At 52.2% G+C, this 20,353-nt stretch carries 17 protein-coding genes and 1 pseudogene; 6 read left to right on the top strand and 12 right to left on the bottom strand.

Features of this window, described 5'->3' with window-relative positions; genetic code table 11:
- The first annotated feature begins 119 nt into the window (after nt 1-119).
- Complete coding sequence (locus tag EL111_RS06565; RefSeq protein ID WP_123795408.1) at nt 120-638, top strand: RDD family protein; 519 nt, start codon at nt 120-122, stop codon at nt 636-638.
- Between the two features lie 300 nt (nt 639-938).
- Here the strand turns inward: EL111_RS06565 and EL111_RS06560 are convergent, their stop codons facing one another.
- The 6 genes from EL111_RS06560 to ccoG all read right to left on the bottom strand — a co-directional run bounded on the left by EL111_RS06560 (nt 939) and on the right by ccoG (nt 7,872).
- Nucleotides 939-2,354, bottom strand: coding sequence for a sodium:proton antiporter (locus EL111_RS06560; RefSeq protein WP_123795407.1), 1,416 nt, complete (start codon nt 2,352-2,354; stop codon nt 939-941).
- Nucleotides 2,355-3,116: 762 nt separating this feature from the next.
- Nucleotides 3,117-4,496, bottom strand: coding sequence for an argininosuccinate lyase (argH, locus tag EL111_RS06555; RefSeq protein ID WP_123795406.1), 1,380 nt, complete (start codon nt 4,494-4,496; stop codon nt 3,117-3,119).
- Nucleotides 4,497-4,610: 114 nt separating this feature from the next.
- Nucleotides 4,611-5,138, bottom strand: coding sequence for a type IV secretion protein Rhs (locus EL111_RS10635; RefSeq protein WP_123795405.1), 528 nt, complete (start codon nt 5,136-5,138; stop codon nt 4,611-4,613).
- Nucleotides 5,131-5,679 (bottom strand): DUF2062 domain-containing protein, encoded by a 549-nt coding sequence (locus tag EL111_RS10630; protein ID WP_123795404.1) that lies wholly within the window; start codon nt 5,677-5,679, stop codon nt 5,131-5,133. Before EL111_RS10630 ends, EL111_RS10635 begins: the two co-directional genes overlap by 8 nt.
- A 140-nt stretch (nt 5,680-5,819) precedes the next feature.
- The gene (locus tag EL111_RS06540; protein WP_123795403.1) at nt 5,820-6,371 is read right to left on the bottom strand and encodes a FixH family protein; all 552 of its coding nucleotides are present in this window, start codon (nt 6,369-6,371) and stop codon (nt 5,820-5,822) included.
- 1 nt (nt 6,372) lies between these two features.
- Complete coding sequence (gene ccoG, locus EL111_RS06535) at nt 6,373-7,872, bottom strand: cytochrome c oxidase accessory protein CcoG (protein ID WP_123795402.1); 1,500 nt, start codon at nt 7,870-7,872, stop codon at nt 6,373-6,375.
- Nucleotides 7,873-8,178: 306 nt separating this feature from the next.
- On the opposite strand from ccoG, the gene tkt reads away from it, so the two are divergent.
- Entirely contained in the window at nt 8,179-10,158 is a 1,980-nt protein-coding gene (tkt, locus tag EL111_RS06530; RefSeq protein WP_123795401.1) for a transketolase, read from the top strand.
- A 63-nt stretch (nt 10,159-10,221) separates the two neighbouring features.
- Here the strand turns inward: tkt and EL111_RS06525 are convergent, their stop codons facing one another.
- On the bottom strand, nt 10,222-11,166 hold the full coding sequence (locus EL111_RS06525) for a GlxA family transcriptional regulator (protein ID WP_123795400.1): 945 nt from the start codon (nt 11,164-11,166) through the stop codon (nt 10,222-10,224).
- 133 nt (nt 11,167-11,299) lie between these two features.
- Between EL111_RS06525 and EL111_RS06520 the strand changes: the two genes are divergently transcribed.
- The 4 genes from EL111_RS06520 (at nt 11,300) to EL111_RS06505 (ending at nt 15,108) form a co-directional block, all read left to right on the top strand.
- On the top strand, nt 11,300-11,794 hold the full coding sequence (locus EL111_RS06520; RefSeq protein ID WP_123795399.1) for an isochorismatase family protein: 495 nt from the start codon (nt 11,300-11,302) through the stop codon (nt 11,792-11,794).
- A gap of 53 nt (nt 11,795-11,847) precedes the next feature.
- A complete protein-coding gene (locus EL111_RS06515) occupies nt 11,848-12,696 on the top strand; it encodes an MBL fold metallo-hydrolase (protein ID WP_123795398.1) in 849 nt (282 codons plus the stop codon).
- 286 nt (nt 12,697-12,982) lie between these two features.
- The gene (locus tag EL111_RS06510; RefSeq protein ID WP_123795397.1) at nt 12,983-14,083 is read left to right on the top strand and encodes a YjgN family protein; all 1,101 of its coding nucleotides are present in this window, start codon (nt 12,983-12,985) and stop codon (nt 14,081-14,083) included.
- 26 nt (nt 14,084-14,109) lie between these two features.
- Nucleotides 14,110-15,108, top strand: coding sequence for a M48 family metallopeptidase (locus EL111_RS06505; RefSeq protein WP_123795396.1), 999 nt, complete (start codon nt 14,110-14,112; stop codon nt 15,106-15,108).
- A gap of 396 nt (nt 15,109-15,504) precedes the next feature.
- Here the strand turns inward: EL111_RS06505 and rfaD are convergent, their stop codons facing one another.
- The 5 genes and pseudogenes from rfaD to EL111_RS06480 all read right to left on the bottom strand — a co-directional run bounded on the left by rfaD (nt 15,505) and on the right by EL111_RS06480 (nt 20,308).
- Complete coding sequence (gene rfaD, locus EL111_RS06500) at nt 15,505-16,509, bottom strand: ADP-glyceromanno-heptose 6-epimerase (protein WP_123795395.1); 1,005 nt, start codon at nt 16,507-16,509, stop codon at nt 15,505-15,507.
- Nucleotides 16,510-16,692: 183 nt separating this feature from the next.
- Nucleotides 16,693-17,654 (bottom strand): annotated as a pseudogene (gene rfaE1, locus EL111_RS06495) (D-glycero-beta-D-manno-heptose-7-phosphate kinase).
- A 155-nt stretch (nt 17,655-17,809) separates the two neighbouring features.
- Entirely contained in the window at nt 17,810-18,541 is a 732-nt protein-coding gene (gene pyrF, locus EL111_RS06490) for an orotidine-5'-phosphate decarboxylase (RefSeq protein ID WP_123795393.1), read from the bottom strand.
- A gap of 277 nt (nt 18,542-18,818) precedes the next feature.
- On the bottom strand, nt 18,819-19,079 hold the full coding sequence (locus EL111_RS06485; protein ID WP_123795392.1) for a hypothetical protein: 261 nt from the start codon (nt 19,077-19,079) through the stop codon (nt 18,819-18,821).
- A 110-nt stretch (nt 19,080-19,189) separates the two neighbouring features.
- Complete coding sequence (locus EL111_RS06480) at nt 19,190-20,308, bottom strand: S-(hydroxymethyl)glutathione dehydrogenase/class III alcohol dehydrogenase (RefSeq protein WP_123795391.1); 1,119 nt, start codon at nt 20,306-20,308, stop codon at nt 19,190-19,192.
- Nucleotides 20,309-20,353: the final 45 nt, after the last annotated feature.

Below are 20,353 nucleotides of genomic sequence, written 5' to 3'. Positions count from 1 at the left end.
AATCTTAAAATCATTTTGCAGACGGCTTTTTGTCAGGCTTGATGCCGCCGAATGCCGCAATCTTCTGCCGGTTTCCGATCATCAGGCTTTATTTGTTTAGCATATTGGATTGTGTTGTCATGACCCCGTTTCCTCCCGCTTCCCTCAAACGCCGTTTTGCTGCAATGTTGTACGAATTGCTGCTGGTGGGTGCGGTTACTGCACTGGCGGCTTTGCTTTCCGGTATCGTTGCGATTGTATTGAACCCTGTTTCCACCTATTTGTCGACATTGGTCACTTGTTTGCTGGTCTTGGCGTTTTGGTGGTATTACTTCCGCGCAAATTGGCTGCTCAAAGGGCAAACCCTTGCCATGCAGACATGGAAAATCGGCTTGGCCAACGAATATGGCGTGCATCCGCCTCTTTACCAACTGCGGCTGCGCTTTATTTGGGCGTGTATTTTTATCGTTTTCATACCGCTGCTGGCTTATGCGGCACTGCGCCATCTGCTCGGCATTCCGCCCATGACCGCGTTTCCTGCCGCGTTAATCTGGTTGATTCTGCCTTGGGGTTTTGCTTTATTGAACCCTGACCGCCAATTTTTATATGATTTTCTTGCCGGAACACGATTGGTGGATTTGAAGGTATCTGCCAAATAGCAATGGCCGGCATAGGGAATCTCACCATTATTTTTATAGTCGGATGGTGTGATTTCAAACAAACATACACAGCAAGGCCGTCTGCAAAATCCGATTTGCAGACGGCCTTTGTCCGCTGATGTGCTTGGAACGGCTGAACTGAAGCGGGCTGAAATAAACTGTTGAAATAATAAATCCGCCGGCTGTATGGTTTGCACCGTTGCTTTCAGCCTTGCTGTTTTTTATTTTTCAAACAATCATACACAGTAAAGCCGTCTGCAAATCAGATTTGCAGACGGCTTTTTATCAGCTTATCGGATTTTAGAACAGTTCCCACACGAAGAAAATCAAAGTGTGTAGGATAAACAGCGGCACCAGAATGCCGAATGACCAAACCATGTATCCGAAGAAGCTGGGCATTTTGACACCGCGCTGCTCGGCGATGGCTTTAACCATAAAGTTCGGGGCGTTACCGATATAAGAGAGCGCACCCATAAATACCGAACCCATGGAAATGGCCAGCAGGGTATGGAACAATTTACCGGTCATCAGCGCTTGCGCTTCGCCACCAGCCATATTGAAGAATACGAGGTAGGTCGGGGCGTTGTCCAAGAATGCGGAGAGCAGGCCGGTCATCCAGAAATACATGGCATTAATCGGGTTGCCGGACGAGTCGTGTACCAAGGAAACCACGCTGCTGAGTGCGCCGCTTTCTCCTGCTTTCAGAATCGCCAAAACCGGCGCAATGGTAATAAAGATACCGAGAAAGAGTTTGCCCACTTCGGCAATCGGGAAGAAGTTGAACTCATTCCCTGCGCGTACAGGTTTGGGCGTCAGCAGCAGCGATACTGCGGTCAGCGCCAGCAGGATACCGTCGCGCACCAGATTTTGCAGGGCATAGCGGCTGCCGAAGATTTCAAAGCCCGGATGTTCGGGTTTCCAAATGCCGGACAGCAAAACCGCACCGACAACCCCCGCCAACAACAGAAAATTAAATTTGCCGTACACTTGCAGCTTGCTGTCCGGCGTAGGGTCTTTAGGTTTGATTTCGCCTTCTTTACGGAAAAGATAGCTGTCGAGAAAATAGAAAACGGTCAGCAGAATGATTGAGCTGATTAATACCGGAATCATCATGTGCTGTACCGTCCACATGAAATCGACACCTTTCAAAAAGCCGAGAAACAGCGGAGGGTCGCCCAGCGGTGTCAGACCGCCGCCGATATTGGCCACCAGAAAGATGAAGAATACGACAACATGAACATTGTGGCGGCGGTTGTCATTGGCTTTCAGAAGCGGGCGGATCATCAACATGGCCGCACCGGTGGTTCCCATAATAGAAGCAAGAGCCGTACCGATGGCAAGCATGCCGGTATTCAGCTTGGCCGAACCGTGCAGGTTGCCCCAAACCAAAATGCCGCCCGAAATGGTGTAGAGCGCGAGCAGGAGCAGGATAAAGGGGATATATTCTTCCACCAAAGCGTGTGCCACGGTGTGTACGGCGGCATTTGTGCCGAAACTCATGGTGAAAGGAATCAGGAATAAGATGGTCCAAAATGCGGTAATTTTACCGAAGTGGTGGTGCCAAAAATTTGGTACCAGCAGTGGACACAGTGCAATGGAGAGCAAGATTAGGGCGAAAGGCAGTCCCCAAAGAAGACTGAGGGACGCGCCGTCGAAATCGGCGGCATGTACCAAGGCCGGTGCAAAGAGCAGGGCTGACAGAGGGAGATGGCGCATATGCTTCCTTTTTTCTTATCGTGGAAAATCAGAGCCGTCTGAAAACGTACGACACTGCGCGGGCGGCTATGCGGCAAAACAGGAAGCGCAACGGCATTTGGTGCGGTTTCGCAATGTGAAGGACGCATACCGAATGCTCAAATTGTAAAGGAAAAAAAGCGCGGAAACTAGACGAAAGGATTAGAAAGCAACGGAAAAATGCGCTAAATCAAATGGCGGCAGGCTGTTTTATTCTTGGAAAAAAGAGTGAAAATAGGGATTTAAAAAGCGCAGATGAAAGCTATGAAGATGTTAATTTAAATTGAATTTATAATATTTTTACATTTGTTAAGAGTTGTTTGGTTTAAAACCCATAGGGTCGAATCGCGCAAAATATAGTCATTTATAGTGGATTAAAATAAAAATGAGACAAGGTGACAATGCTCGCCGTGTACATACGGTACATAAGAACATTGGTAACGCTGTATCATTCTTATTTTAAATGACTATAAAATAAGAATGATACAGCGTTGCTTTGCCTTGCCGTACTATGTGTACTGTCTGCGGCTTCTCTGCCTTGTCTCATTCTTATTTTATTCGACTATAAGACCAAGCTGCACAGGCTGTATGGAGTAAGGAATTGCGGTTTCGGCAGCTTGGGCAAGCCCTTTCTTTAAGCAAAGTGCAGCAACGCCGTATTATTCGGTGTCCAATAATGATAAAAGGCCGTCTGCAAAATACTTGCTGTTTTGCAGACGGCCTTAAGCAGTTAAAGAGGGAAGTTTAGGCGAGTAATTCACGCCAGCGTTTTGCCTGCAGGCGCACCTGCTCCGGAGCAGTACCGCCCAAATGATTGCGGGCATTCAGGCTGCCTTCCGGGGTCAGTACTTCAAACACATCTTCCACAATCAAATCGCTGAAACCTTGCAGCACTTCCAACGGCAATTCGCTCAAATCCACGCCTTGTTCATCGGCATAGCGTACTGCTTGTGCCACAACTTCGTGCGAATCGCGGAACGGCATGCCTTTTTTCACCAGATAGTCGGCCAAATCGGTGGCGGTGGCAAAACCCTGCATCACGGCGGCGCGCATGTTTTCCGGCTTGACCGTAACACCGCGCATCATGTCGGCGTAAATACGCAGGGTGTCAATCAAAGTGTCCACGGTGTCGAACAGCGGCTCTTTGTCTTCCTGATTGTCTTTGTTGTAGGCCAAAGGCTGGGATTTCATCAGCATAATCAGGCCGGTCAGATGGCCGATGACCCGGCCGGACTTGCCGCGTACCAGCTCCGGCACGTCGGGATTTTTCTTCTGCGGCATGATGGACGAGCCGGTGCAGAAACGGTCGGCGATGTCGATAAAGCCGAAGCGCGGGCTCATCCACAAAATCAACTCCTCGCTCAAGCGGCTCAAATGCACCATAATCAGCGCGGCAGCGGCGGTAAACTCAATGGCGAAATCACGGTCGGATACTGCATCCAAAGAGTTTTGGCAGATTTGCTCGAAGCCCAGCAGCCCGGCGGTGGTTTCGCGTCGGATCGGATAAGTCGTCCCCGCCAGCGCGGCCGCACCCAAAGGCATACGGTTGACACGTTTGCGGCAGTCGGCCATGCGCTCGAAATCGCGGCCGAGCATTTCCACATAGGCCAGCATATGGTGGCCGAACGATACGGGCTGCGCCACTTGCAGATGGGTAAATCCGGGCATCACGATTTCCGCATTTTCGTCCGCCAAATCCACCAAGGCCGTCTGCAAATTTTGAATCAGGTTCTGAATGTCGGTAATCTGGTCGCGCAGCCACAGGCGGATGTCGGTGGCCACTTGGTCGTTGCGGCTGCGGCCGGTATGCAGACGCTTGCCCGCATCACCGATTTTGTCGGTCAGACGGCGTTCGATGTTCATGTGCACGTCTTCCAAATCCAGCGACCATTCAATCTTGCCGTTTTCGATTTCGGCGATGATTTCCGCCATACCCTGACGGATCGCCGCCAAGTCCTCGGCACTCAGGACTCCTGCCTGTTGCAGCATTTGGGCGTGGGCCAGCGAGCCTTGAATGTCCCATTTTGCCAGACGTTTGTCGAAATCAATCGAACCGGTGTATTTTTTGACCAACTCGGAAACCGGCTCGTTAAAGCGGCCCGACCAAGTTTTATCGTTACTCATTGCGTTACTCACTCAAAATAAAACGGACAAACTGTGCAAGGGGTTTATTATACTTGAAAACCATTTGTTTTACCGCGCTGTGTGCGCGGATTGCAGACGGCCTTTTGCAATGATTCAGGCGAAAGCATAGCGCGGCAGCAGTTTTTTCTGCTTGGGATTGCTTAAAAATTCCGCCAATGCAGTCTGCAAACGGGGTAATTGGGGTGTGTGGGCGTTGAGCGGCAGGTAGCGGGCGGCGTAGTAGTGGGCAATCAGGTCTGCTTGCTGTTCCATGTTCAGACGGCTGAAATCGGTGATGTGTTCGGGAGGGGGATAGACGTAGGCGCGGCGGCGGAAGTAAGCGCCCGTACATGACAAGCACAAGCCGCCCAGCCACGGTCGGAAGCCTTGCTGATGTTGCCAGACGTGGGTTAATTCGTGTATCAGCCACATGGTGTAAGTGCTGCCGGCCAGTATGAAATCGGGCGGACAGTGGCGGCGCGGGAAATAGATGTTGCCGTTGGGCGCGATGGCGGTACGGATGGGGGGAAGGTAGGGTATGCCTGCGTAAATTTTGATTTTGCCGTAGTCGAGGCCGTCTGCAAAAATGTGTTTTGCGGCTTCGGTTTCGGCAGCAGTCAGATACCGCCAGCGTTCAGGCACGGGATTCCTTCCGTTTTTTCCAGTGGTGCAGGGTACGCAGCCGCCAGCCGAGCAAAACGGCAATATAACCGGCTACGGCCAAGATGCTTCCTAATACGGGTACGCCGATGAGCAGCGGTTTGCCTGCGCCCATCAGCCATGCCCATAATTCGCTGAAAAAGTTTGCGTCCGACCAGTCGGGGAATGACAGGGTGTCGGCGGCTTCTGTGCCCAACAGCCATGAGCCGATTTTGTAGGCGGCGTAGTAAAGCGGCATATAAGTAATCGGGTTGGTGTAGAGAGTGGTGAATGCGGCAACGGGCAGGTTGGTTCTGAGAAAGTAGGCGGCAATCAATGCGCTCATCATTTGTGTCGGACCGGGCATCAGGCCGCAAAACATTCCCACGGCAACGGATACGGCTGCTTGACGGCGGTTGAGTGTCCAAAAATACGGTTTGTCAAACAATGGGGCAAACGGCTTTGTCCAGCGTGAGGCAAAGATTTGTTCACGTTTGGGCAGTTTGCGGCGTAAGGCGGTGCGTTTGGGGCGTGGCGGCTGCATGGGTTGGGGAAGATGGGGAGAAAATAGTCAGGACGGAAATGGGGCAGGCTTTGTTGAATATAAAGGCCGTCTGCAAATATTTTGCAGGAGTTTTGAATTTCTTGCTGAAATTTTGCAGACGGCTTTTTGTTGCGTGACGGTTATTGTGCGGCGGCAGGAGTGTCGAGCAGCTTATCCGGCGGGGTTAGGTTGATGGCGTTGCCTTGGCTGACAAACCATTTGTTTTCTACCCTCCATACGCCTGCGGCGTCTTCAAGCCGGACATACCAGTGATTGGCTTCGGCAAGTGGCTTGAAGTCGGCTTCGTAAACCATTTGCTCGCTGCCTTCGGGCGTGGTTGCTTTGAGCGCGATGGTTTGGTCATCGGCTTTTTTGGCCGGGTGCATCATTTGCAGGTTGAGCGGCTGGGTGGTGTCAAAATTGCCGCTGACAAATACTTTGGCCGCATTCATATCTGGGCTGATCAGAACTTGGGCTTTGATATGCCGCTTGAATGCTTCTTCATCGCGGTGCAGTTGGATTTCGATGTGCTTGCCGTCTTTGTAGTAATCGTCGCTGACCAAGTCGGTCATGCTGGCTTTGGCAACGAAAAACATCGATACGCTTGCCAGTACGACAAAAATCGGGCCGGCCATCAGCATCCACGGCCAAAATTGTTTGTACCACGGTTTGGCACGGTTTTGCTCTGCCACGTTATTCTCCAATAAAGGTTGATTCTTCGACTAAAACGCTTGGCGAAGGCTCGCCGTCGGTCACTTCATGATAGGTAAATTCAAATTCAATCGGGTGGCTGCCTTTGTCGGCGTATTCGGGAATGGTGGATACCTGAACCGGAATGGTTACGGTTTCACGCGCAGGGACGCGCAATCCTCCTTCAGGCAGGCCGGTCAGCTCGATTTCTTCAAAGCCTTTAACGGTGGCGGTAAGGATTTGTTCATTTTCGCTGTAATTGAGTACGCGCAGGTTGTAGGAATTTTCCAGCCAGCCTTTGTTGTTTTCCCGCACCATCACGCCGCGGTCTTTCAAGATGTCCACTTCCATGGATTCGCGTTGGGAAATGCCGACCAAGAAAGCGGTAACGACTACGGCAAGTACCGCACCATATCCGGCTACACGGGGGCGGAGCAGGCGTTTTTTGATGTCTTTTTCAGCATAATCGTGTTTCAGTGCGCCTTCGGTGGTGTAGCGAATCAGGCCGCGCGGATAGTTCATCTTATCCATGATTTCATCGCAGGCATCGATACAGGCGGCACAACCGATACATTGGTATTGCAAACCGTCGCGGATGTCGATACCGACAGGGCATACCTGTACGCACATCGCGCAGTTGATACAGTCGCCCAGCTTCTCTTCTTCTTTGTTGGCGGTTTTCTTGCGCGCACCCCGAGGTTCGCCGCGTTCGGCATCATAAGAAATAATCAGCGTATCGTGGTCGAACATCGCGCTTTGGAAGCGTGCGTAAGGACACATATGCAGACATACTTTTTCACGCATGATGTGTGCCAGCAGGAAGGTCATAAAGCCGTAGAATGCAGCGGCAAAAATTGCTCCGCCGCCGGCCGTACCGTTGAAAAGTGCGGGAACAAATTCGCGAATCGGGTTGAACCAGCCTGCAAACGTGATGCCCGTCCAAGCGACAAACAGGAAAATCAGCAGGTATTTGGTGGCTTTAATGCGGATTTTGGTGAAATTCCACGGTGATTTTTCCAATTTCAAACGCTTGTTGCGGTCGCCTTCTACCAAATGGTCAATCCACAACATGATTTCGGTATAAACCGTTTGCGGGCAGGAGTAACCGCACCACAGCCGCCCCGCGATGGTCGTCCACCAAAACAGGCCGAAGGCGCAAATCATCAGCAGCAGAGCCATATAAATCAAATCGCCCATGCCGAGAGACAGGCCGAAGATAAAGAAATGGCGTTCGGGAATATCGAACAATACTGCCTGACGGCCGTTCCAGTTGAACCACGGAATCACATAAAACACAAACTGGGTTGCCAATACCGCAGCAATCCTCAGCTTGGCAAAACGGCCGTCTGCTTTTTTCGGGTGGATACGCTCGCCGGCAGGGTGAATCTGAATCACACTGCTGGTACGCGGTTTGCCTGATTTGGGCGCGGTTTTCGGGGTGTTTGCCGCAGATGGGTTGTTTTGTGTTTTTTCGGAAGGTTGCGGTTGCGGAATATCGGACATGGCGTGTTCCTTCATACAAACTGGCTGCCGTCTTTCATTTTGCAGACGGCCTTAACTTTTATGGGCAATATCATATCATTTTTAAGTTGTGACCGCAGGAGAAAAAAACGAATCCGGCAAATATTCCCTACCGGCCGCTTTGCAAATCGGGCGGAGACTGCCGTTATTTTTATCAATAAGAAAGAAATTATCGCTTATCTCTTCATTTTATGCCCTGATGCCTTGAATGCCTATGCAAATACGGCGATAATCAGGCAGTTTTCCCTACATCAAACCACCGTTTCACACGATTCAGAAAGGTTTCCCATGTCTCAACTGGCAAATGCTATCCGCTTCCTCTCCGTCGATGCCGTTCAAAAAGCCAATTCCGGCCACCCGGGCGCACCGATGGGCATGGCCGAAATGGCCGAAGTATTGTGGACGCAGTTTCTCAACCACAACCCCGCCAATCCGAAATTCTACAACCGCGACCGTTTCGTTTTGTCCAACGGCCACGCCTCTATGATTCTCTACAGCCTGCTGCACCTGACCGGCTACAACGTTTCGATTGACGATTTGAAAAACTTCCGCCAGTTGCACAGCAAAACCCCCGGCCACCCCGAATACGGCTACACCGACGGCGTAGAAACCACCACCGGTCCCTTGGGACAAGGCATTGCCAATGCGGTGGGCATGGCATTGGCCGAAAAAATCCTCGCTGCCGAATTCAACAAAGACGGCCTGAATATCGTTGACCACCACACCTACGTTTTCATGGGCGACGGCTGCCTGATGGAAGGCGTGTCACACGAAGCCTGCTCGCTGGCGGGCACGCTGGGCTTGGGCAAACTGATTGTTTTGTATGACGACAACAACATCTCTATCGACGGTAAAGTAGACGGCTGGTTTACCGAAAATATCCCGCAACGCTTTGAAAGCTACGGCTGGCACGTTGTGCCCGATGTCAACGGCCACGACACCGCCGCCATCGCCGCCGCCATCGAAGCGGCTAAAGCCGAAACCGGCAAACCTTCCATCATCTGCTGCAAAACCTTAATCGGCAAAGGCGCGGCCACCAAAGAAGGCAGCCACAAAACCCACGGCGCACCTTTGGGCGCGGAAGAAATCGAAGCCACCCGAAAACATTTGGGCTGGAATTACGGCGCATTTGAAGTACCGCAAGACATCTACGACGCTTGGAATGCCAAAGAAAAAGGCGGAAAACTCGAAGCCGGTTGGAATGAATTATTTGCACAATACCGGGCCAAATTTCCGGCCGAAGCAGCCGAATTCGTGCGCCGCATGAACCGCGAACTGCCGGAAAACTTCGAACAATACGTTCAGACGGCCTTGAAAGAAGTGTGCGCCAAAGCCGAGAAAATCGCCACCCGCAAAGCCAGCCAAAACAGCATCGAAATTCTGGCCAAAGTCTTGCCCGAGTTTGTCGGCGGCTCGGCAGATCTCACGCCGTCCAACCTGACCGACTGGTCAAACAGCGTATCCGTTACCCGCGAACACGGCGGCAACTACGTCCACTACGGCGTGCGCGAATTCGGCATGGCCGCCATCATGAACGGCATGGCGCTGCACGGCGGCGTAAAACCTTTCGGCGCGACCTTCCTGATGTTCAGCGAATACGCCCGCAACGCCCTGCGTATGGCCTCACTGATGAAAATCAACCCGATTTTCGTGTTCACACACGACTCCATCGGCCTCGGCGAAGACGGCCCGACACACCAGCCCGTCGAGCAAACCGCCACCCTGCGCCTGATTCCGAACATGGCCGTATGGCGTCCGTGCGACACCGCCGAATCATTGGTTGCTTGGGCAGAAGCCTCCAAAGCCGCCGACCATCCGTCCAGCCTGATTTTCAGCCGCCAAAACCTGCCTTATATCGAGCGCACCGAGCAACAACTGGCCGACATCAAACGCGGCGGTTATGTCGTCAGCGCAGCCAAAGGCCAAGCCCAAGCCATTATCATCGCCACCGGCTCCGAAGTCGAACTGGCTCTGAACGCGCAAACCGCGCTGGCTGAGCAAGGCGTATCGGTAAACGTCGTTTCCATGCCGTCAACCAACGTATTCGACAAACAAGATGCCGCCTACAAAGCCGCCGTCCTGCCGCCCGAACTGCCGAAAGTAGCCGTAGAAGCAGGCGTATCCGACGGCTGGTACAAATATGTCGGTACCAACGGCAAAATCATCGGCCTCGACCGCTTCGGCGAATCGGCTCCGGCGGAAGAGCTGTTCAAACTCTTCGGCTTCACCGTGGAAAATGTCGTGGAAACCGTGAAATCTGTTTTGTAATCTGAGCGGATAACACAAAGGCCGTCTGTAAATTTCCGATACGGATATTTGCAGACGGCCTTTTTATTGTTTTCCGCCGCCGAAGCGTTTGCGCCATAAGTTCGGCTGTATTTGGTAGTAGCGGTAAAACTGCGTGCGGAAGGATACGCTGTTTTGAAAGCCGCAATGTCCGGCAATCTGTTCGATGGAAAGCGAGGTGTATTCCAGCAATTCCAAGCTGCGTTGCAGGCGTTCTTTGTGCAGCCAGTCGAGAAATGTCGTGCCTGTGGCTTTTTTAAAATGGCGGGTAAATGTGCTGCGGCTCATGGCGGTTTGTGCGGCGGCGCTGTCTATGCTGTGCGGCAAGTGCAGGGTGTTGCGTAGTTGTTCGATTAAGGTATTGATTTTTCTGTCTTTAGTGGATTGTGCCAACGGACGTTCGATAAACTGTGCCTGTCCGCCTTCTCGTTGGGGCGGTACAACCAGCAATCGGGCGGCTTTGTTGGCGGCTTTTACGCCGTAGAACTTGCGGATAATGTGGAGGCAGCAGTCCAGTGCGGCGGCACTGCCTGCCGAAGTGATGATGTTGCCGTCTTCTACATAGATGGAATTGATGTCGAGGGTGATTTGGGGAAAGCGTTGGCGGAAATCATCGCTGCCGAGCCAGTGTGTGGCGGCCTGTTTGCCGTTGAGTATGCCTGCATAGGCCAGCGCGTAGGTGCCGTAGCACAAGCCGACCAAATGGGCGCCGCGTTGTGCTGCTGCCTGAAATGCTTTGATGGTGCGGGTATCGGGGCGGGTGTCGGTATTTGCCCAGCCGGGCACGACGATGATGTCGGATTCTGCCAGCAGTTCCAAACCGCCATCGATTTCCGGCTGCATCATTTGGTTTTTGAGGGGTTTTCCGGTGGGTGTGATGATTTTTACATCAAACAGGCCTTCTCCGGCTGCTTCTTTGAATGCCAGATAGGGTACGGAAAAGTGAAAGGGATTGATGTCGGGATAGAGCAACAGGGCGGTTTTCAGCATGGTGTGTTTTGAAGATGGGGCTGTTCGGAGAAATGACCCGATTCTTACGTTTTTTGAACCGAAAGTCAATTTGCAGACGGCCTTTGTCTCCGTACAATAAGCCTTATCTGATAAACCCGAACAGGAGTGAAACATGAAAGCTGCTTTGATTGTTGTTGATGTGCAAAACGAATATTTTCAAAGCGCGGGCGGTGCCTTTCCGCAATGGCAGGCAGATGAAACGGCTGAAAAAATTGCCGGCCGCATCCGTCAGGCAGAGGCAGGCGGCTGGCTGGTGGTCGGTGTCCGCCATTTTATGCCCGACGGTGCGCCAATGTTCCAGCGCGGTACGAACGGGGTGGAAAACCATGCTTCCGTAGCTGCTTTGCTGGCCGATAAGCCGGAAATTCAAAAGGCACACGCCGATTCGTTTTTGAATACTGATTTGGCTTCACTACTGGCGAAACACAGTATTACCGATTTGTTTGTCTGCGGCATCATGACGCAAAACTGTGTTACCCATACTGCGATTTCTCCGCAAGCTTCGGCGTACACAGTCAATGTATTTGCCGATTGCTGTACGGCTCCGAGCGAGCTGGTACACGTTATTGCTCTGGATGCGCTGAAAGACCGCGTTGCGGTTATTTAAACAGCAAAGGCCGTCTGCAAATTTTGCTTTTTAGTGATTGGACAACCCCGAATATGAAGAAAAACCTCTCAGCCGCGCTGCTCGCCCTTGTTTTCGCTGCGCCTGCGATGGCCGAAGTCGGCTATCAGCATATCCGCAATGCTACCGCCAAAATCGAATACGGCGGTACGACTTTTTTAATCGACCCTTATCTTGCGCCCAAAGGTGCATATGCGGGTTTTGAAGGTACGCCCAACAGCCGGTTCCGTAACCCGATGGTGGAGATGAAATCATCTGCTGCCGATGTGGTGAAAGGCGTGGACGCGGTTATCGTAACCCATACTCATGATGACCATTGGGATAAAGCCGCCCAAGAGCTGATGCCGAAAAATCTGCCGGTATTCGTGCAGAATGCCGGCGATGCCAAAACCATCCGCAGCCAAGGTTTTCAAGATGTGCGCGTAGTCGGTAAAAATACCGAGTTCAACAAAGTACGCCTGACCCGCATTAAGGGCGGACAGCATGGTACGGACGAAATGTACGCCGTGCCCAAGATGGCGGAGCTGGCGGGCGATGCGATGGGTGTGGTGATGCAGGCGGCAAATGAGAAAACCGTTTATATCGTCGGTGACACCATTTGGAATCATGCGGTTGATCATGCGCTGGAGGTATTCAAGCCCCAAATTGTGGTCATGAATACGGGTTATGCCCAAGTTCAGGGCTTCGGCGGCAGCTTGATTATGGGTACGGCAGACGTGGGAAAAATGGCGCAAACCATGCCGCAATCCGCCATTATTGCCGTGCATATGGACGCGACCAACCACGGAGCCGTCAGCAGCAAAGACATGCGCCGCTATGTTGCAGCCAAGGGCTTGGGCCAACAGGTTGCCGTGCCGGCAGCCGGCGAAGTGTTGAAGTATTGATGTCGGGCTCAAACCATTGAAAGGCCGTCTGCAAAATCATTTTGCAGACGGCCTTTATTCTATACAGTCGGACAACGGAGCTGGAAACAGGCGGAAAACGGTATGACAGACAGGAAAGGATAGGAGAATGCCTCATGGTTTTTGTTGGAATGAACGATACAGGCCGTCTGTATTTTTACAGACGGCCTTTTGTCGGGAAAGGCGGGTTGTTGACAGTTATTCTTATCAGACCGTATCATTTTCGGAAGATTGTTTTGATGAAACTGTAACCGGGTAGGACCAGCATATGCAAGATTTACGCCTGCAAACTGAAACCGTGCCGCAGCAGGGTGTGCCGGATAGTGAGATAAACGGTATCAGAATGTTGCGCTTTTCGTTTTACGGCAACAGCACCGAATATTTCAAGATTTGGATTGTTAATCTGTTTTTGAGCATTATTACGTTGTCTTTTTATTCCCCGTGGGCAAAGGTGAGAAACCTGCGCTATTTTTACGGGAATACGGAATTGGCAGGGGAGCGGTTTGATTTTACGGCGCTGCCGTCGCGGATTTTAATCGGGCGGATTATTGCGGTGCTGCTGTTTGTTGCCGTTTCGGTATTGTCGCAGCTCGATCCGGTTTATTCGCTGGCGGCGTGGGCGGTGTTTTTTCTCATCATGCCGTGGCTGGTGCGCTCGACCATGCGCTTTCGGGCGCGCAACAGCAAATACGGTAACAGCCGTTTTTATTTCTCTGCGGGCGTGGGCGGAACGTATTGGCTGTTTATCAAATGCCTGCTGGTTACGGTGTTCAGCTTCGGCTTGCTGTATCCGCTGGCGTTGTACTGGTTTAAATCTTATCAAATTAATCATTTGCGTTTGGGTAACTTGCCGCTTCATTTGAGATCGGGCGTGGGTTCGTTTTATAAGGCGGTGATTCTGCCGTATTTGGTGATGATGGTTGTGGTGTTGCTCATCGGTATGCTGGGCGTGTTTGTCGGCGGCGTGGAGCGTTTTGCAGACGGCGAGGCCGGCAATACGCTGTATGCGGCGTTCGGCTTGATGATGACTTTGGTGTATGTGGTGATGTTGGGACTTTTTGTGCCGCTTACCCAAGGTTATCTGTTTCAGGCAACTTGGCAGAATGTTACGCTCGGCAACAACCTTATTTCAACGGATTTAAACCCGTTTACCTATGCGTGGATTAAGTTCAGCAATTATATTGTTACGGTTTTGAGTTTGGGCTTGTTGCGGCCGTGGGCCTTGGTTCGCCTGTACCGTTATCAGTCGGCTTCGATGATGGTGGGGTTGTATGACAGCCCTCAGGATTTGCTGAGTTTGGCGCAGGATAATCCGCACAGTATCGGTGAAGAAATTTCCGATGTGTTCGATATTGATATTTCCCTTTGATTGACGAGTAATCCGAAAGCAGGAATATGGCTGACAGCATTGAGGTACGGTATTACGACGGGCGGCAGAATATCCCGCATCGGGCGGTATTGCATCGGAACGGCGGTATGTTGGAGGTGCGCTACGAAGGCGGAACACGCTGTTACCGCTGGGAAGAGGCGGATTATGTGGCTGCGGTGGGGAATGTGCTTCCCGCGCTGGAACTGCCCGATGAGGCGCGGATTGAGTTTCTTTCAACTGATGTTCCGGCTTGGCTGCCATTGAAAAACAAAGCCATGCTGCATCAGGTGGGGCGGTTTGAAAAAAGTTGGAAATGGGTGCTTGTCGGGCTGGTTACAGTAATTGCGGTAGCCTTTTCCGTATTTCAATGGGGTATTCCGACGGCGGCCTATTATGTTGCGCGCCAACTGCCCGAACAGACTTTGGCCGGAATTGGCGGGCAGGCGGAAGAATTGGTTGTCCGCATGACCGGCGAAAGCCGTTTGGATAAAGCCAGACAGCAGGCGGTGTCGGATTTGTATTATCAGACCTTGAAACCGGAAAACCCTGCCAAATTGCTGTTCCGGCAGGGCAATGTCATCGGGGCAAACGCGCTGGCGATACCGAACAATACGATTGTTTTAACAGACGAATTGGTAAATCTTGCCCGAGACGATTGGGAAATCTTAGCGGTGCTGGCGCATGAGCAGGGGCATTTGTACCACCGCCACAGCATACAGCAGGGCTTGCGGGGCATCGGGCTCGGTGTATTTTTGCTGGCGGTAAGCGGCGAAGCGGGTGATTTGTTGAGTAATGTGCCGGTGTTGCTGGTGTCTGCCCGATATTCGCAGTCGTTTGAATTGGAAGCCGACCGTTATGCCGCCCGAGAGTTGAAGCGGTTGAGTGTCGATACCGCACATCTGTCGGCCTTGTTGCAGCGGCTGGAGGCTTCGCACGGGCAAGAACAAAACGGTGCGGCGCAAATATTAAGCACACATCCGCTTACCAAAGACAGGGTGGAGCAAATCGAAAAACTGTCGCGCTGAAAGAATAGGGTCGGATTACGCAACATCATATCAGGCAGAAAAGCCGCAGGTGCAGGCAACACAAGCCGATACACTTGCAAGCGCCGCTTGGTCAGGCTTCTTTTTAAGCGAGGTGCAGCAAGGCTGTATCATTCCGTATCAAATGGCGATAAAAGGCCGTCTGCAAATCATCGGTATGTTTATGTCCGAAATTTGCAGACGGCCTTTTATAGTCATTTAAAATAAGAATGATACAGCGTTGCTTTGCCTTGTCGTACTATGTGTACTGTCTGCGGCTTCGCTGCCTTGTCTCATTCTTATTTTATTCGACTATATCGGAATATAGCCGTGTCAATGAGGTGTGATACGGCATTGCCACGGCTTTATGCCATATCTTCAGACTGCATCAATTGGGTGTTAAACCAAATTTTTCAGCATCCATTCGACATAGCGGCTGACGCCTTGTTTGACATCGAAAAATTCTTCGGTATATCCGGCTTCGCGCAGTTTGGTAATATCGGCTTGGGTAAAGCTCTGATATTTGCCTTTGAGCGCGTCCGGGAAGGGAATATAGCGGATTAATTCTTCACGCACCAGCTCTTCCAAGCTCATTTCCGGCTGACCCTCGGCGGCACGGCAAGCGTTAACGGTGGCGGCGGCGAGTTCGTTAAACTGCTGGCTGCGTCCCGTACCCAAGTTGAAAATGCCCGACAATTCAGGGTGGTCGAAGAAAAACAGATTGACTTTCGCCACATCTTCCACGCTGACAAAATCACGGGTTTGCTCGCCGTCTGCATAACCGTCGTTTGCGCCGAACAGGTTGACATAACCATTTTCGCGGTATTGGTGGAAATGGTGGAAAGCAACTGAAGCCATGCGGCCTTTGTGCTGCTCCATTTGGCCATAAACATTGAAATAGCGGAAACCGACGGCTTGGGCAGTCAGACCTTCTTCCATGCGGCGGCGCAATACTTGGTCGAAGAGGAATTTGGAATAGCCGTACACATTGAGCGGTTTTTCCAATTCGCGGGTTTCTTGGAAAACTTCTCCTTTGCCGTATACCGCCGCGCTGGAGGCATACAGAAAGGGAATGCGCTCGTCTTGACACCAGTCGAACAAATCCAGCGTATATTGGTAATTGTTTTCCATCATATACAGACCGTCATGGTTCATGGTATCCGAGCAGGCACCCTGATGAAATACCGCACGGATATTGTCATAAGGCAGCTCATGGGTGCGTACTTGGCGGATAAATTCCTGTTTGTCGAGATAATGGGCAATATCGCATTCGGCAAGATTTTTGAATTTTTCGCCTTTGGAAAGGTTGTCTACCGCAACAATATCGGTAATGCCGCGTTGGTTTAAGGCTTTGACAATGTTGCTGCCGATAAAACCGGCGGCTCCGGTAACGATAATGGTCATATTCTTGCTTCCTTGTGGTTTGAACCGTCTGCACAATCTTGGATATGCGGATTGCAGAAATTCAGGCGGCTTGTGAAGAGGGGAGCGGCAGAACGCGGCAGAGCCAAAATACAGACGGCATAATATCCGTTTCAGGCCGTCTGCAAATGGCTGAACGGAGCGGTTGTACCGCCGCTGCCGCTTTTATTGTTCTGCCAATGCTTTATCTAATTCGTCAAACGAGCAGACTGCCGTGCCCAGTTTTGCTACCACGACACCGGCGGCGGTGTTGGCCAAGTGCATGGCTTCCGGCAGGGTAAAGCCGGCGGCCATGGACAAGCCCATACCGGCGATAACCGTATCGCCCGCACCGGAAACATCATAAACTTCCTGCGCGCGGGTGGCTTGGTGGCGGGGTTCGCCCGAGCCGAACAGGGTCATGCCTTCCTCGCTGCGGGTCAGCAGGATAGACTCCAACTCCAAATGGCGGCGCAGCGATTGGGCTTTTTCCGTGAGTTCGGCTTCGTTTTTCCAACTGCCGACAACTTCTTTCAATTCGGCACGGTTCGGAGTAATCAGCGTTGCCCCTGCATATTTTTCGTAATCGTCGCCTTTGGGGTCGATCAATACCGGCTTGCCTTCGTGTTTGGCCCAATCAATCATGCGGGCGATGTGGGTCAGCCCGCCTTTGCCGTAATCGGAGAAAATCACCACGTCGTAATCGTGCAGTATCGTACGGTATTGCTCTTTGACTTGCTCCAAAACTTCATGATTTGGCGTTTCTTCAAAGTCCAAGCGGATAAGCTGCTGGTTGCGGGCGACAACGCGGAGTTTGACGGTTGTGGAGATTTTGCTGTCGCGCATCAGATAAGAAGCCACGCCGTCTTGCACCATCAGCGTGTCCAGCGCATCGGCGGCTTCGTCGTTGCCGGTTACCGACAGCAATCCTGCTTGCCGCCCAACGCGGCGATATTGCGCGCCACATTTGCCGCACCGCCCGCACGTTGGTCGATTTGGTTGATTTTTGCCACCGGTACGGGGGCTTCGGGGGAAATGCGGCTGACATCGCCAAACCAATAGCGGTCGAGCATGACATCGCCCACCACCAATACGCGCGCGCCGGCGAAACGGGATTTGAGTTGTTCGGAAGTCAGATTGGCAAACATAAGAAGTTCCGTAAAAAATTTGCAGACGGCATGGAATGGTTTATGGAGTTGTGTTCAACGAAACCATTCGGGCGGTTCGGGGCATTTGCAGGGCGCAGCGGAAAATGCAGGAAAAGCGGGCGGCTTGCCGAAACGGGCGGCAGGCCGTCTGCAAATCAGGCATTGGCGACCCGGTTGACTTCGCGCAACACGGCAATCGGATCGGCTGCTTGGGTAACAGGACGGCCCATAACCAAATAAGTCGAACCGGCAGCCAATGCTTCGGCAGGTGTCATGATGCGGCGTTGGTCGTCATTATTGCCGGCGATGTCCAAGCGGATGCCCGGAGTAACCAGTACAAACTCATTGCCCAGATTGCGGCGCAGCGGTGCGGCTTCCAAAGCAGAGCAAACTACGCCGTCCAAGCCTGAATTTTGCGCCAGCGTTGCCAAGCGCAATACCTGCTCTTCAATGGGGGTATCGATACCGGTTTCGGCCAGCTCGTGCTGCTCCATGCTGGTCAATACCGTTACCCCGATCAGCAGGGGTTTTGCGGTATGGTTGGCAACGGCTTCGGCAGCGGCTTCCATCATGCGCCGACCGCCGCAGGTGTGCATATCCACCATCCACACGCCCATGTCTGCCGCCACCTTGCAGGCTTGGGCAACGGTATTGGGAATGTCGTGGTATTTTAAATCGAGAAACAGCTTGAAGCCTTGATTAATCAGCTTTTCCGCCAAATTTCGGCCGGTGGCGGTAAACAGTTCTTTACCGATTTTGAGCTGGCACAGGCCGGGATCGAGGGTACGCACGAAGCCGAGGGTGTCTTGTTCGTTGGCAAAATCCAGCGCGACAATCACGGGCGTGCGTTGCGCGGGTGTTTGGAAATCGGTCATCAAGGGATTCATAAGTATTTCTCGTCAATCGGGGAAACGGTACGGCGAAGCGGCAGCCGAAGACGGCGTATGGGAAGCCGTTTGACAATCCGTGTTGCCGCGCCGCCGGTTCGGTTTCGGTTATTTTAACAGCTTTGCCCGCTGCTTGGCATTTTATCGCAAGGCCGTCTGCAAATCGGGTGCAGAGGCAATATACAGACGGCATTCGGGCGTTTGCCGCAAGCAACCGGCGCCCGTATGGCGGATAAGTTTGCCTTGCCGTGCTGTAATGTTGATGTATCGGGCGGCGTTAGGGACGGTTTTGCGTTTTGCAGTAATCAATCAATTGCTTTGCCTGCAATAAGGGCAGTTGGAAACGCTCGCTGACGGTTTTCAAATCGCGCCAGTCTACGCCGGAAAGATTTTGTTTGACCCAGCGTATGTTGTCGGGATTGCTTTTGATTTTTTCGTAATAAGCCTGCTTGCGTTTCCAGTTGCGTGACCAGACCAGCAGCATGGTGAAAACGCACAAACCCAGCAGCAGGTAATTGGTGAAAGTCATCATATCCATAACAGGCTTCCTTGCCGGTGCAAATGGGACATTATATCGGAAAAGGCCGTCTGCAAAACGGGCAGGTGTTTTGCAGACGGCTTGAGGCAGATGATATGCTTGAATCAGGCTTAATAATGAATCACGCTGCGAATGGATTTGCCTTCGTGCATCAAATCAAATGCGGTGTTGATTTCTTCCAGCGGCATGGTGTGGGTGATGAAATCGCTGAGCGCAAATTCGCCGCGCATATATTGGTCGATAATGCCCGGCAACTCGCTGCGGCCTTTTACCCCGCCGAATGCCGATCCGCGCCAAACGCGGCCGGTAACGAGCTGGAACGGACGGGTGGAAATTTCCGCTCCGGCAGGTGCAACGCCGATAATGATGCTTTCTCCCCAACCTTTGTGGCAGCACTCGAGCGCGGCACGCATGACTTCTACGTTGCCGATACATTCAAACGAGTAATCCACGCCGCCGTCGGTCATGTCGATGATGACTTCCTGAATCGGTTTGGCAAAGTCTTTCGGATTGACGAAATCGGTTGCGCCGAGTTTTTCCGCCAAAGCGAATTTGGAGGGATTGGTGTCGATACCGATAATGCGGCTTGCACCGCTCATTCTCGCGCCGATAACCGCAGCCAAGCCGATGCCGCCCAAACCGAAGATGGCTACGGTGTCGCCGCGTTTGACTTTGGCCGTATTCATGACTGCGCCCATGCCGGTGGTTACGCCGCAACCGAGCAGGCAGACTTCTTTCAAGTCGGCTTCCGGCTGGATTTTCGCCAGTGAAACTTCGGCAACGACGGTGTACTCGGAGAAGGTGGAGCAGCCCATATAGTGGTAAATCGGCTGGCCGTCTTTGAAAAAACGTACCGTGCCGTCGGGCATCAAGCCTTTGCCCTGTGTGGCGCGGACTGACGAACAGAGATTGGTTTTGCCCGAAGTACAGAATTTACATTTTCCGCATTCGGCGGTGTAAAGAGGAATCACATGGTCGCCCACTTGGAAATCGGTTACGCCTTCGCCGACCGCCTCGACAATCCCTGCGCCTTCATGCCCCAATACGCACGGAAACACGCCTTCGCTGTCTTGGCCGCTCAAGGTATAGGCATCGGTATGGCATACGCCGGTGGCGACGATACGCACCAGCACTTCGCCTTTTTGCGGCGGCATTAAATCCAGTTCTTCGATTTTCAACGGTTCGTTGGGTGCCCAAGCAACGGCGGCACGGGTTTTAATCATATCCATGAACTTTTTCCTTTTGATGCGTTTTCAGTAAGACACGGGCAATTA

It is taken from the genome of Neisseria animalis (genome assembly GCF_900636515.1).
Classification (GTDB): domain Bacteria; phylum Pseudomonadota; class Gammaproteobacteria; order Burkholderiales; family Neisseriaceae; genus Neisseria; species Neisseria animalis.
Note: the sequence above shows the minus strand (reverse complement) of the source record. Positions and strands in the feature narration are given on the sequence as shown.

Excerpts from the sequence above, each read along its gene's own strand:
- pyrF (WP_123795393.1), bottom strand. The coding sequence starts at position 18,541 with ATGAATCCCTTGATGACCGATTTCCAAACACCCGCGCAACGCACGCCC.
- argH (WP_123795406.1), bottom strand. The coding sequence starts at position 4,496 with ATGAGTAACGATAAAACTTGGTCGGGCCGCTTTAACGAGCCGGTTTCC.
- ccoG (WP_123795402.1), bottom strand. The coding sequence starts at position 7,872 with ATGTCCGATATTCCGCAACCGCAACCTTCCGAAAAAACACAAAACAAC.
- EL111_RS06560 (WP_123795407.1), bottom strand. The coding sequence starts at position 2,354 with ATGCGCCATCTCCCTCTGTCAGCCCTGCTCTTTGCACCGGCCTTGGTA.
- EL111_RS06510 (WP_123795397.1), top strand. The coding sequence starts at position 12,983 with ATGCAAGATTTACGCCTGCAAACTGAAACCGTGCCGCAGCAGGGTGTG.
- EL111_RS06565 (WP_123795408.1), top strand. The coding sequence starts at position 120 with ATGACCCCGTTTCCTCCCGCTTCCCTCAAACGCCGTTTTGCTGCAATG.
- EL111_RS06515 (WP_123795398.1), top strand. The coding sequence starts at position 11,848 with ATGAAGAAAAACCTCTCAGCCGCGCTGCTCGCCCTTGTTTTCGCTGCG.
- EL111_RS06505 (WP_123795396.1), top strand. The coding sequence starts at position 14,110 with ATGGCTGACAGCATTGAGGTACGGTATTACGACGGGCGGCAGAATATC.
- EL111_RS06520 (WP_123795399.1), top strand. The coding sequence starts at position 11,300 with ATGAAAGCTGCTTTGATTGTTGTTGATGTGCAAAACGAATATTTTCAA.
- tkt (WP_123795401.1), top strand. The coding sequence starts at position 8,179 with ATGTCTCAACTGGCAAATGCTATCCGCTTCCTCTCCGTCGATGCCGTT.
- rfaD (WP_123795395.1), bottom strand. The coding sequence starts at position 16,509 with ATGACCATTATCGTTACCGGAGCCGCCGGTTTTATCGGCAGCAACATT.
- EL111_RS06525 (WP_123795400.1), bottom strand. The coding sequence starts at position 11,166 with ATGCTGAAAACCGCCCTGTTGCTCTATCCCGACATCAATCCCTTTCAC.
- EL111_RS06480 (WP_123795391.1), bottom strand. The coding sequence starts at position 20,308 with ATGGATATGATTAAAACCCGTGCCGCCGTTGCTTGGGCACCCAACGAA.
- EL111_RS06485 (WP_123795392.1), bottom strand. The coding sequence starts at position 19,079 with ATGGATATGATGACTTTCACCAATTACCTGCTGCTGGGTTTGTGCGTT.
- EL111_RS10630 (WP_123795404.1), bottom strand. The coding sequence starts at position 5,679 with ATGCAGCCGCCACGCCCCAAACGCACCGCCTTACGCCGCAAACTGCCC.